This window comes from Achromobacter sp. HZ34 (assembly GCF_002209485.1).
Taxonomy (GTDB): Bacteria; Pseudomonadota; Gammaproteobacteria; order Burkholderiales; family Burkholderiaceae_B; genus Bordetella_C.
In genome coordinates this window covers 509461-521557 of record NZ_NJIX01000003.1, presented here as the reverse complement: position 1 = coordinate 521557, position 12097 = coordinate 509461, and the positions used below count along the sequence as shown (strand labels likewise).

The following is a 12097-nucleotide window of genomic DNA, read 5'->3' as shown; positions in this document are numbered from 1 at the left end:
AAGCATGTCCACTTCTTCCACCGCCCAGGATTTCGTCCGTTTCGCCCTCGACCAGGGGGTGCTGCGTTTCGGCAGCTTCAAGGTCAAGTCCGGCCGCATCAGCCCGTATTTCTTCAACGCGGGCCTGTTCAATAGCGGCGCGTCCGTCGGCCGCCTGGCCGCGTTCTACGCCCAGGCCCTGGTCGATTCGGGGATTTCCTTCGACATGCTGTTCGGGCCCGCGTACAAGGGCATTCCGCTGGCCACCGCCACCGCCGTGGCCCTGGCCCAGCATCCCGCCAGCGCCGGGCGTGACATTCCCTTTGCGTACAACCGCAAAGAGGCCAAGGACCATGGGGAAGGCGGCACGCTGGTGGGCGCACCCTTGCAAGGCAAGGTCGTGATCATCGATGACGTCATTACCGCGGGCACGTCGGTGCGCGAATCGGTGGAGATCATTCGCGCCGCGGGCGCCGAGCCGGCCGCCGTGCTGATCGCCATGGACCGCATGGAGAGGGCCGGTGCGGATGACGCCCTGTCGGCGCATTCCGCCGTGCAGGATGTGGCGCGCACCTATGGCATGCCGGTCGTCAGCATCGCGTCCTTGAGCGCCATCATGACGCTGTTGGAGCAGGATGCGCAGTTTGCCGAGCATCGGGCATCGGTGCAGGCCTATCGCGCCAAGTATGGCGTGACGGCATAGTCAGCGCTCTGGGCGCTTCGATCTTTGGTGATCAAGGTGCCCTGAAGTCGAAAGCCCTCGGGGTTGGATTAATCCAACCCCGAGGGCTTTCTTTTTGGGAAGGGAGGCTCGGCCGGAAAGGTGGCCGCCGGCAGGCAAGGCACGGCATAGCCTGTCCCGGCCAAATCAGGCAATGCGCGGCCTCGCAAGACGACACGTCACCTCGCAAGCCGCGCTTGGCAAGGCCATGCGCCGCCGGGCCAGGCCGGTGGTTACGCCTCCAGCTTTTGCTTCAACAGGTCATTGACCTGTTGCGGGTTGGCCTTGCCCTTGGCGGCTTTCATGATCTGGCCGACCAGGGAGTTGAAGGCCTTCTGCTTGCCGGCGCGGTATTCCTCGACAATGGCCGGGTTGGCGGCCAGGACTTCGTCGATCATGGCGCCGATGGCACCGCTGTCGCTGATCTGCTTCAGGCCGCGCGCCTCGATGATGGCATCCGGTTGGCCGCCGTTTTCACCGGCCCACATGGCACCGAAGACGTCCCGCGCGATCTTGTTGGAAATGGTGCCGTCGGCGATGCGCCCGATCAGCGCCGCCAGCGCCGCCGCGGGCACCGGCGATTGCGCGATGTCTTTTTCCTCGCGATTCAGCGTGGCCGCCACTTCGCCCATGACCCAGTTGGCCCCCAGCTTGGCCTGGCCGGCCGGCAAGGCCTGCGCCACGGCTTCGAAGTAGTCCGCCAGCCCGCGGCTGACGGTCAACTGCGCGGCGTCGTAGTCCGACAAACCATGATCGCGCACGAAGCGCTCGCGCTTGGCCGAAGGCAGTTCGGGCATGGACTGGCGCACCTGCTCCACCCATTCCGGCGAGATCACCAGCGGCGGCAGGTCGGGGTCGGGGAAGTAGCGATAGTCGTGCGCGTCTTCCTTGCTGCGCATGCTGCGCGTTTCATCGCGGTCGGCGTCGTACAGGCGGGTTTCCTGCACCACCGTGCCGCCGTCCTCGATCAGTTCGATCTGGCGCCGCGCTTCGAACAGGATGGCGCGTTCCAGAAAACGGAAGGAGTTGACGTTCTTGATCTCGGTGCGCGTGCCGAACTCGGCCTGGCCGACCGGCCGCACCGACACGTTGGCGTCGCAGCGGAAGGAACCTTCCTGCATATTGCCGTCGCAGATACCCAGCCACACCACCAGGCTGTGCAGTGCCCGCGCGTAAGCCACGGCTTCGGCGGCGGAACGCATTTCCGGCTCGGTGACGATTTCCAGCAGCGGCGTGCCGGCACGGTTCAGGTCGATGCCGCTGGCGGGGGCGCCGGACGACAACTGGAAGTCGTCGTGCTGCGACTTGCCGGCATCTTCTTCCAGGTGCGCGCGCGTCAGGTTGACCGTCTTGGACTCCTCGCCGACGAAGAACGACAGCGAGCCGCCCACCACGACCGGCAGCTCGAACTGGCTGATCTGATAACCCTTGGGCAGGTCGGGATAGAAGTAGTTCTTGCGCGCGAACACCGAGCGCGGAGCCACCTTGCCCCCCACCGCCAGGCCGAAGCGGATGGCGCGTTCGGCCGCGCCACGGTTCATCACCGGCAGGCTGCCGGGCAAGGCCAGGTCAACCGGATTGGCCTGGGTGTTGGGTGCGGCGCCGAAGCGCGTGCTGCTGCCCGAAAAAATCTTGGAGTCGGTGGAAAGCTGCGTATGCGTTTCCAGGCCGATGACGATTTCCCAGTTCATGTGTCAGACGTCCTGCTTGGACGGCACGCGACGGTGCCAGTCGGTCACTTGTTGGTAGCGGTCGGCGATGGCCAGCAAGCGGCCTTCGTCGAAGTAATTGCCGATGATCTGCAGGCCGACCGGGCGGCGCGCATGGTCGCCCTGGCCGAAGCCGCAGGGAATGGACATGGCGGGCAGGCCGGCCAGGCTGACGCCCAGCGTGTAGATGTCGGCCAGCCAGTCGGCCGTCGGATCGTCACGGTTGTCACCGATGTTCTTGGCCACCGTGGGCGCCACGGGGCCCATGATGACGTCGCAGTGCTCGCCCAGGGCGCGCTGGAAGTCCTGCGCGATCATGCGGCGCAGGCGCTGCGCCTGCAGATAGTAGGCATCGTAATAGCCATGCGACAGCACATAGGCGCCCACCAGGATGCGGCGCTTCACTTCGTCGCCGAAGCCTTCGGCGCGCGAGCGGCTGATCATCTCGTTGAGGTCGCCATACTCGGCGGCGCGATGGCCGTAACGCACGCCGTCGTAGCGCGACAGGTTGCTGGACGCTTCGGCGGGCGCAATGACGTAATAGGCGGGGATGGCCAGTTCGGTGCGCGGCAGCGATACGGGCACGCGCACCGCGCCCAGTTCCTCGAACTGGCGCAGCGCGGCTTCCACCGCGGCGTGCACGTCGTCGGCCAGGCCGGCGCCGAAGTACTCGGCCGGCACGCCGATGCGCAGGCCTGCCAGCGGGCGCGCGCCGGCGCCATCATAGGTGGACTGGGCGGCGGCGAACGCGCGGCCGATGCGGCCCGGTTCGTTCACCACGCCATCGCATTTTTCCAGGCTGGTGGCGTCGCGCGTATCGAAGCCCGCCATGGCGTCGAGCAAGGCCAGTGCGTCACGGCTGCTGGCGGCCAGGGGGCCGGCCTGGTCCAGGCTGGAACCGAAGGCGATCATGCCGTAGCGCGAGACCGTGCCGTAGGTGGGCTTGATGCCGGTGACGCCGCACAGCGCGGCGGGTTGGCGCACCGAGCCGCCCGTGTCGGTACCGGTGGCGGCGGCCACCAGGCGGGCCGCCACCGCGGCGGCCGAGCCGCCCGAGGAGCCGCCCGGCACGGCGGCCGTGTCCCAGGGGTTGCGCACCACGCCGAATGCGGAGTTCTCGTTGCCCGAGCCCATGGCGAACTCGTCGCAGTTCAGCTTGCCGATGGACACCGCGCCGGCCTCTTGCAGGCGCTCGACCACGGTGGCATCGAAGGGGCTGACGTAGTCGGCCAGCATCTTGCTGCCGGCGGTGCTGCGCCAGCCGCGCGTGACGAAGGCGTCCTTGTGCGCGATGGGAATGCCGGCCAGCGGGCCGGCCGTGCCGGCGGCGATGGCCGCATCGGCGGCGCGCGCCTGCGTCAGCGTCAGTTCGGCGTCGATATGCAGGAAGGCATTCAGGTCTTGCGCGGCCTGGGCGGCGTCCAGGGCGCTTTGCGCCAGCTCGACCGCGCTGACCTTGCGCTGGTCCAGCGCGGCGCGCAGGGCGGCGATACCGTCGAATTCGTTATGCAGGGCGGGTTTCGTCATCGTCATTCCAGAACCTTGGGAACCAGGAACAGGCCATCGGCCGCTTCCGGTGCGTTGGCCAGCAGTTCCGCGCGGCGCTCGGGCGAACCGGCTTCCGTCACGGCGTCCTCGCGCAGGCGCAGCACGATATCTTCGTGCGCCGACAGCGGGTGGGCCAAAGGTTCGACACCCGTGGTATCGACGGCTTGCAGCCGTTCGATGATGTGCAGCATGCCGTTGAGCTCGTCCTGCGCACGCGCCAGGCGTTCGGGAGTCAGCTCGATGCGGGCCAGCCGGGCAATGCGGGCCACGTCTTTTTCGTTCAGCGCCATGGGGATGTAATAAATATTGAAGCAGGCAGGTGGATGCGGTCGTCGCGCAGGGGTCATTATCCCCGGGCGCGGCGCAATGGCGTTCACGGCAGGCGGGAAAGCCGCCAAGCACGCTTGTAGGCCACTCTTTCCGTTACAAACCTGGGAATAGCCGGAAAAAGCGGCCTATTTCCCGGGAAATTATAAGTTATGATTCACGGTTTAATCGCTGCACCCGTCAGGCGGGCCCGCCACGCAGGCCAACGCCCGGTAGCAGCGCGTACCCAATTCCTGAATTAGCTGAGCCCCCATCCATGTTCGGATTTCTGCGTAGTTACTTTTCCAGCGATATGGCGATCGACCTTGGCACCGCCAACACGCTGATCTACGTTCGTGGCAAAGGCATTGTGTTGGATGAGCCCTCCGTCGTCGCCATTCGTCACGAAGGCGGCCCCAACGGCAAGAAGATCATCCAGGCAGTCGGCCACGAAGCCAAGCAAATGCTGGGACGCGTTCCCGGCAATATCGAAGCCATCCGGCCCATGAAAGACGGCGTCATTGCCGATTTCACGGTCACGGAGCAGATGCTCAAGCAGTTCATCCGCATGGTGCATCCGCGTAATATGCTGGCTCCCAGCCCGCGTATCATCGTTTGCGTACCCTGCGGATCGACCCAGGTCGAACGCCGCGCCATCCGCGAGTCCGCGCTGGGCGCCGGCGCTTCCCACGTCTACCTGATCGAAGAGCCCATGGCCGCGGCCATCGGCGCCGGCCTGGCGGTTTCCGACGCCAGCGGTTCGATGGTGGTGGACATCGGCGGCGGCACCACCGAAGTGGCGGTGATTTCGCTGGGCGGCATGGTCTACAAGGGTTCGGTGCGCGTCGGCGGGGACAAGTTCGACGAAGCCATCGTCAATTACATCCGCCGCAATTACGGCATGCTGATTGGCGAACCTACCGCTGAACTCATCAAAAAACAGATCGGTTCCGCCTTCCCGGGTTCGGAAGTGCGCGAAATCGAAGTGAAGGGCCGCAATCTGGCCGAAGGTGTGCCGCGCAGTTTCACGGTTTCGTCTAACGAAATCCTGGAATCGCTGACGGATCCCCTGAACCAGATCGTTTCAGCCGTGAAAATTGCGCTGGAACAGACTCCTCCGGAGCTGGGTGCCGACATCACCGACAAGGGCATCGCCCTGACCGGTGGCGGCGCGCTGCTGCGTGACCTCGACCGCCTGCTGCAGGAAGAAACCGGCCTGCCGGTGGTGGTGGCCGACGATCCGCTCACCTGCGTGGTGCGTGGTTGCGGCGAGGCGCTGGAGCATCTGGAAAAGCTGGGCGCCATTTTCATCAACGACTGATTTATCCGCCTTTCCGACGCTACCTGCCCGGTGGCAGCGGCGGGGCGGCCTGGTACCAGGCTACGCGCCTGTGAGTGTCCATGCCCCAACATCACGGCACCGCTCCGCGGCTATTCAGACAAGGACTACCCGCCGAGGCTCGGCTGGTGGTCCTGGTCGCGCTTGCGCTGGCCTTGCTGCTGGGCGATGCCCAGTGGCACGTCATGGAGCCCCTGCGGCGCGCCGTGTCGGTGGTGCTCTATCCCTTCCAGCGTGTCGTGCTGCTGCCGCGCGATGTGGTGCAGCAGGTGAACGAGTGGTTCAACGCCGCCAACCTGGTGCGCAGCGAAAACGAGGCGTTGCAACGCCAGCGTATCGAACTGGCCCAGGTGGCCACGCACGCGACGCAGCTTGCCGCGGAAAATTCACAATTGCGTAGATTGCTGGGCGTGGCCGACAGGCTGGCGCAGCAGACGGTGGCCGTGGAAGTGCTGTACGAACCGCCGAATTCCTTCAGCCACCGCCTGGTGTTCAACAAAGGCAGCAGCCAGGGCCTGGCCCCGGGCATGCCGGTGATCGATGAAGGCGGCGTGGTCGGGCAGATCGTGCGCGTCACGCCCATGACGGCGGAAGCCGCGCTGGTCACGGACGAGCAGGTGTCGATTCCCGTGGAGTTGTCGCGCAATGGCTTGCGTTTGATTGCATTCGGCGCGAACTCGCCGGGCAGCATGGAAGTCCGTTACCTGTCGGCCAATGCCGACATCCAGGAAGGCGATACACTCGTCACCAGCGGCGTCGGCGGCCTGTTCCCGGCCGGCCTGCGCGTGGCCAAGGTGAAGTCGGTCCAGCGGGACACGGCATCGGGCTTCGCGCGCGCCTTGTGCGAGCCGCTGGCTCATCCCGAACGTTATCGCCATTTCCTGGTTCTGCAGGTGGACGTAAGTCGTGCCGAGTCCAACCGCAAGGAGGCCGAACCCAGTGAGTCGGACAAAGCAGACTGAAGCTTCCAGTACAGACCGCATATCTTTGGTGCGCAACCGCCGTTCGGTCGAACCCGAGCGCCTGGTGCGCCCGGCGCATGGCTTCATCGTCTGGGGCTCGCTGATCCTGGTGTGGCTGGCATCGCTGTTGCCCTGGCGGCTGTGGCCGCAGGCGCCGGACGTGCTGGTGCTGGTCATCGCGTTCTGGTGCGTGCATGAACCCAGGCGCGTGGGCATGGTCACCGCTTTCATCTTCGGGCTGCTGATGGATGTGCATGACGCCAGCGTGCTGGGCGATACGGCGTTGCGCTATACGTTGGTGGCCTACGGCGCCGTCATCATCCATCGCCGCCTGCAGCGTTTCGATCTGTGGGGCCAGGCCATGCACATGCTCCCCATCTTCTTCAGCGCGCATCTGCTGACCACCGTGATCTACGCCTGGATGGCCGGCAAGTGGCCGGGCTGGAACTGGGCCGTGGGCGTGGCGCTGACCGCCGCCATCTGGCCGCTGGTCGGCTGGGTGCTGCATCTGCCCACGCGCGGCGCCGACGACGTCGAATCGGCGTCGGTCTGACGCCAGCTGTGCCGCCTCATGTTTGAATTCAAGAAAACCGGCTTGCAGCAGAAACAGCGCTTCAGGCTGCGAGCCTGGGTGGGCGGCCTGTTCGCGCTGATCTGCTTCGGCGCGTTGGTCGGCCGCTTCTGGCTGCTGCAGGTGGATCGCTATGAAGGGCTGTCGGAACGCGCCGACCGCAACCGCATCGCGGTGGTGCCGATTCCGCCACGGCGCGGCGACATCCTCGACCGTAATGGCGTGGTGCTGGCGCGCAACTACCGCACCTATACCCTTGAAGTCGTCCCCGCCAATGCCGGCAACCTGGACAAGTTGTTCGAGGCGATGACCCAGGTGGTGTACATCAGCCCGGCCGACCAGCGCCGCTTCAAGCGCAAGGTGGCGGAGTCCAGCCGTTACGCCAGCCTGGTGCTGCGCAATAACCTGAACGAAACCGAAGCCGCGTGGTTTGCCGCGCATGCTTTCCAGTTTCCCGGCGTCGAGCTGCGCGCGCGCTGGGTGCGCGAGTATCCGCAAGGGACGTCGGCGGCGCACGTGGTCGGCTACATCGGCCGTATCGCGGACAACGATGTGGAAGACCTGGACGCCGCGGGCGAATTGGGTAACTACCGCGGCACGGAAAACATCGGCAAGAAGGGCGTGGAGAAAACCTGGGAAGCCGAGCTGCATGGCAAGACCGGACTGGAAGAGGTCGAGATCACGGCCGGCGGCCGTCCGGTGCGCACGCTGCGCCGCATCGACCCCGTGCCGGGGTCGGACATCCAGCTGTCCATCGACCTGGGGCTGCAGAAGGTGGCGGAAGAGGCCTTTGGCAACCAGCGCGGCGCCCTGGTGGCGATCGATCCTGACACGGGCGAGGTGCTGGCGTTCGTGTCGCAGCCGTCTTTCGATCCCAATCTGTTCGTCGATGGTATCGACGTAGACAGCTGGCGCATGCTGAATGACTCGCCAGACCACCCGCTGATCAACCGGCCGCTGTACGGGACCTATCCCATCGGGTCGACCTACAAGCCCTTCGTGGCCATGGCCGCGCTGGAGCTGGGTAAGCGGCGCGCCACGGATCGCATTGCCGACCCGGGTTATTTCGAATTCGGCGGACAGAAGTTCCGCAACGCTGGCGGCGCCGCGTACGGTCCCACCGACATGCACAAGGCCATCGTGGTGTCGTCCGATACCTACTTCTTCTCGCTGGGGCCGGAACTGGGCGTCAACGCCTTGCATGACTTCACCAAGCAGTTCGGTTTCGGCCAGATCACCGGCATCGACCTCGAAGGTGAGAAGCGCGGCGTGCTGCCGTCCACGGAGTGGAAGCGCAAGGCGTACAAGGACAAGGACAAGCAGCGCTGGTACGCCGGCGAGACGATTTCGGTGGCGGTGGGGCAGGGCTATAACGCGTTCACGCTGCTGCAGCTGGCGCAGGCCACGGCCACCCTGGCCAACGACGGCCTGTTCCGCAAGCCGCATCTGGTGCACGCCATCGAGGACCCGCGCACAGGGAAGTACAAGCCCACGCCGAGCGCGCCCGACTACCAGATTCCCCTGCACAAGGAGAACCTGGCCGTGGTCAAGGGCGCCATGGCGGACGTGGTGAAGGTGGGGACCGCGCGCCAGGCCTTCCGTGGCGCGGCGTACCAGGCCGCCGGCAAGACCGGCACGGCGCAGGTCTACAGCCTGCGCGGTGCGCGCTATCGCGCCGGTGCGGTGGATGAACGCCTGCGCGATCACGCGCTGTTCATGGGGTTTGCGCCGGTGGAGCATCCGCGCATCGCGGTGGCGCTGATCGTCGAGAACGGCGGGTGGGGCGCCAGCGTCGCCGCGCCGATCGCGCGCAAGGTGGAAGATTATTGGCTGCTCAAGGATCACGGGCAGGAGCCGCCGCGCACGCCGAACGTGGCGGCCAGCGATAACGCTGCCATCGATCATGCTGGCTTGAACGCCGTCGCCAGCCGCGCCGCGGCCGTGGCGCGCAAGGCGGATGCCTTGGCGGATTCGGAGGAAGCCGCGGAACGCGACAACGGCGGCCTCGAAAATGCCGATAACGGTGGCAGGAGCGGGGGTGGCGGCAATGGCAACAACGCCAACGTCGGCACCGGTAGTGGCGCCGGCGCCGGTAGCCAGGGCCCGGGCGGCCCCGCTCTCGGTCCTGACGGGCAACCCGAGTCTGTTGGCCGGGTGGCGCCGTCGCGCAATATGGCGGTACCCGCCGATGCGCCCAATGCGCCCGTGCCGGGCCGGCCGGGCGGCATGTCTTCGGTGGGCGCCGCGCCCGGGGTGCCCGGCACGCGCAACAGCGGTAACGGCGCCGCGAACACCACGCCTGGCGTGCGCCCGCGCGCGGTGCGTCCGCCGGAAGCCCTGAGCGATCCGCAGGGACGCACGGCACCGGGCAGCAGCGGCAACGCTGGCGGCACGGGCGGTGTCAATCCGAACGCAAATCCGAACGCAAATCCGGGCGCAAGCAGTGGTGTGAGCCGAGGCACGGCCTTGGGCGCGCCGGCATTCGGCGGCTTGCGTGAAGTGCCGGCACGCCGCTTGGCACCGCAGCCCGGTGGCGCCGCGCAACAAGGACGTCAATGAAACGCATCGCCCTCATCCTGTTGCGCGTCTTTACCGCATTCGATTGGCCCTTGCTGCTCATCCTGGTGATGTTCGCCGGGCTGGGCCTGACCGTCATGCATTCCGCGGTGGGCAGCACCGACTGGCGCTTCGCCGACCAGTCGCGCAACTTCCTCATCGCGTTCGTCGCCATGTGGGTGGTGGCGTTGACGCCGCCGCCACTGCTGATGCGCCTGGCGTTGCCGTTCTACATCGTGGGCGTGGCGCTGCTGGTGGGCGTGGACCTGTTCGGTGAAACCAGCAAGGGCGCAACCCGTTGGCTCAACCTGGGCTTCACCCGCATCCAGCCGTCGGAGATGCTGAAGATCGCCTTGCCCATGATGCTGGCCTGGTACTTCCAGCGCCACGAAGGGCAGGTGCGCATCCGCGACTTCCTGGTGGCTGCCGCGTTGCTGGTCGTGCCGTTCGGCCTGATCGTGCGCCAGCCCGATCTGGGCACGGCGCTGCTGGTGTTCGGCGCGGGCTTCTGCGTCATCTATTTCGCCGGCTTGTCCTTCAAGTTGCTGATCCCCGTGATGCTGGCGGGCGTCATCGGCATCGGCACACTGGTGTCCTACGAAGACCAGCTATGCCAGCCCGAGGTCGACTGGGTGGTGCTGCACGACTACCAGAAACATCGCATCTGCACGCTGCTGGATCCCAGTTCGGATCCCCTGGGCAAGGGCTTCCATACCATCCAGTCCATGATCGCCGTGGGTTCCGGCGGTTTGTACGGCAAGGGGTATATGAAGGGCACACAGACTCACCTGGACTTTATTCCGGAACGCACCACCGACTTCATCTACGCGGTGTACGCGGAGGAATTCGGCCTGTATGGGGGCGTCATGATCCTGGTGCTGTATGGCCTGCTGATCGCGCGGGGGCTGACCATCGCCACCCGCGCCACCACCCAGTTCGGCCGCCTGCTGGCGGGCGCGCTGACGATGATGTTCTTCATCTACGTGTTCGTGAACATCGGCATGGTCACCGGTATCCTGCCGGTGGTGGGCGTGCCCTTGCCCTTCATGAGTTATGGAGGAACGGCCTTGCTCACCGTAGGCGTTGCCTGCGGGATGCTCATGAGCATCAATCGCTACCGCGGGACGAAGGTGTAGCCAGGGGCGTGTAGCGAGGCCGACCACGAAGGCCTACCACGCAGGCTAGGTCAGGCGGGCAGCATGTGCGGCAGGCCCGCCGCGAAAAGACCGTCCAGCAGTTTGCGCACGGGGGCGGGCAGGGCGACGTGGGCCAGGTCGGCTTCGTCGACCCAGCGTTGCGGCATGGGGGCAGCGGGCTGCTCGCCAGTTGTGGAAGGCGCTTCTTTCAACGTCACGAACCACGGTCGCACATGCAGGCGGAAGTGGGTGAAGGTGTGCGCGAAGGCAGCCAGTTCGCTGACGGCGCCGGGCTGCGCGCCCAGCGCTTCACAGGCCATGGCCGGATCCAGCGCGGGATCGAATTCGGGCAGGCTCCACAAGCCGCCCCAGATGCCGGGCGAGGGCCGCTGCTGCAACAGGACGCGGCCGGCGTGGCGCAGCACCAGCATGCCGGTGCTGCGCTCCGGCGTTGCCTTGCGCACCTTGGGCGTAGGCAGTTCGGCCTGGCGTCCCTCGATGCGGGCCACGCAGGTAGCCTGCACCGGGCAGCGCGGACAGTCCGGCTTGCCGCGCGTACAGAGCGTGGCGCCCAGGTCCATCAGCCCTTGCGTATAGCTGGCCATATAGCCGGCCACGGCATCGGTGGCGGATACGCCAGGGTCTTTCCTGGCGCGCGGCTTCGATGAGGCAGCATCGCTCTGGGATGGGGCGGTGTTGGCGCCGCCCGCGGCCGCTATGACGGAAAGAATCGCGGCGTCCGCGGGAGCCGCGGCCACCTGTTCCTCGGCCAGGGTCCACAACCGCGTTTCCACGTCGCGCTTGGACGGATCGCCGGCGATGCCGAAGTGCCGCGTGAATACCCGTTTGACGTTGCCGTCCATGATGGGCGACGTTTCGCCATAGGCAAACGCGGCGATGGCCGCGGCGGTGGAGCGGCCGATGCCGGGCAGGGTGGCGATGGTTTCCGCGTCCGGGGGGAAACGGCCATCCCAGTCGCGCACGATTTCCTGGGCGCAGCGATGCAGGTTGCGCGCCCGTGCGTAATACCCCAGCCCGGCCCAGTAGGGCATGACCTCGTCCTGCTGCGCGGCGGCCAGCGCGGCCAGGTCGGGAAAGCGCTCCAGGAAGCGTTCGTAATAGGGAATGACGGTGGTCACCTGGGTTTGCTGCAGCATGATCTCCGACAACCAGATGCGATACGGGTCGCGGGTGTTCTGCCAGGGAAGGTCATGACGGCCATGGCTGCGTTGCCAGGTAACGATGCGGGGGGCGAAATCCATGGATGTGA

The 12097-nt window shown here is 66.2% G+C and carries 9 protein-coding genes and 1 pseudogene; 6 read left to right on the top strand and 4 right to left on the bottom strand.

Translation table 11 applies throughout. The features are described 5' to 3' along the window. Window positions 1-4 precede the first annotated feature (4 nt). On the top strand, window positions 5-682 hold the full coding sequence (gene pyrE, locus CEY05_RS14460; protein WP_088599008.1) for an orotate phosphoribosyltransferase: 678 nt from the start codon (window positions 5-7) through the stop codon (window positions 680-682). A 251-nt stretch (window positions 683-933) separates the two neighbouring features. On the opposite strand, the gene gatB is transcribed toward pyrE, so the two are convergent. From gatB to gatC, 3 genes are read right to left on the bottom strand one after another with little or no spacing between them, the layout of a single operon-like run. Continuing rightward, window positions 934-2391, bottom strand: coding sequence for an Asp-tRNA(Asn)/Glu-tRNA(Gln) amidotransferase subunit GatB (gene gatB / locus CEY05_RS14455; protein WP_088599007.1), 1458 nt, complete (start codon window positions 2389-2391; stop codon window positions 934-936). A 3-nt stretch (window positions 2392-2394) separates the two neighbouring features. Next, entirely contained in the window at window positions 2395-3936 is a 1542-nt protein-coding gene (gene gatA, locus CEY05_RS14450) for an Asp-tRNA(Asn)/Glu-tRNA(Gln) amidotransferase subunit GatA (RefSeq protein ID WP_088599006.1), read from the bottom strand. Between the two features lie 2 nt (window positions 3937-3938). Beyond that, complete coding sequence (gatC, locus tag CEY05_RS14445) at window positions 3939-4247, bottom strand: Asp-tRNA(Asn)/Glu-tRNA(Gln) amidotransferase subunit GatC (protein ID WP_088599005.1); 309 nt, start codon at window positions 4245-4247, stop codon at window positions 3939-3941. Window positions 4248-4540: 293 nt separating this feature from the next. On the opposite strand from gatC, the gene CEY05_RS14440 reads away from it, so the two are divergent. The 5 genes and pseudogenes from CEY05_RS14440 (at window position 4541) to rodA (ending at window position 10827) form a co-directional block, all read left to right on the top strand. Beyond that, window positions 4541-5584 (top strand): rod shape-determining protein, encoded by a 1044-nt coding sequence (locus CEY05_RS14440; protein WP_057653883.1) that lies wholly within the window; start codon window positions 4541-4543, stop codon window positions 5582-5584. 80 nt (window positions 5585-5664) lie between these two features. Then, window positions 5665-6564, top strand: a complete 900-nt coding sequence (gene mreC / locus CEY05_RS14435) for a rod shape-determining protein MreC (RefSeq protein WP_088599004.1) — start codon at window positions 5665-5667, stop codon at window positions 6562-6564. Between the two features lie 28 nt (window positions 6565-6592). After that, complete coding sequence (gene mreD, locus CEY05_RS14430) at window positions 6593-7117, top strand: rod shape-determining protein MreD (RefSeq protein ID WP_233161521.1); 525 nt, start codon at window positions 6593-6595, stop codon at window positions 7115-7117. Window positions 7118-7135: 18 nt separating this feature from the next. Further along, window positions 7136-8968 (top strand): annotated as a pseudogene (mrdA, locus tag CEY05_RS14425) (penicillin-binding protein 2); the annotation flags it as partial. 722 nt (window positions 8969-9690) lie between these two features. Beyond that, window positions 9691-10827: a rod shape-determining protein RodA gene (rodA, locus tag CEY05_RS14420; RefSeq protein ID WP_088599002.1), complete on the top strand. Its 1137-nt coding sequence runs from the start codon at window positions 9691-9693 to the stop codon at window positions 10825-10827. A gap of 50 nt (window positions 10828-10877) precedes the next feature. Here the strand turns inward: rodA and CEY05_RS14415 are convergent, their stop codons facing one another. Then, window positions 10878-12089 (bottom strand): A/G-specific adenine glycosylase, encoded by a 1212-nt coding sequence (locus CEY05_RS14415; protein WP_233161520.1) that lies wholly within the window; start codon window positions 12087-12089, stop codon window positions 10878-10880. Between the last annotated feature and the right edge of the window lie 8 nt (window positions 12090-12097).

Excerpts from the sequence above, each read along its gene's own strand:
- pyrE (WP_088599008.1), top strand. The coding sequence starts at position 5 with ATGTCCACTTCTTCCACCGCCCAGGATTTCGTCCGTTTCGCCCTCGAC.
- rodA (WP_088599002.1), top strand. The coding sequence starts at position 9,691 with ATGAAACGCATCGCCCTCATCCTGTTGCGCGTCTTTACCGCATTCGAT.
- gatB (WP_088599007.1), bottom strand. The coding sequence starts at position 2,391 with ATGAACTGGGAAATCGTCATCGGCCTGGAAACGCATACGCAGCTTTCC.
- mreC (WP_088599004.1), top strand. The coding sequence starts at position 5,665 with ATGCCCCAACATCACGGCACCGCTCCGCGGCTATTCAGACAAGGACTA.
- CEY05_RS14440 (WP_057653883.1), top strand. The coding sequence starts at position 4,541 with ATGTTCGGATTTCTGCGTAGTTACTTTTCCAGCGATATGGCGATCGAC.
- gatC (WP_088599005.1), bottom strand. The coding sequence starts at position 4,247 with ATGGCGCTGAACGAAAAAGACGTGGCCCGCATTGCCCGGCTGGCCCGC.
- CEY05_RS14415 (WP_233161520.1), bottom strand. The coding sequence starts at position 12,089 with ATGGATTTCGCCCCCCGCATCGTTACCTGGCAACGCAGCCATGGCCGT.
- gatA (WP_088599006.1), bottom strand. The coding sequence starts at position 3,936 with ATGACGAAACCCGCCCTGCATAACGAATTCGACGGTATCGCCGCCCTG.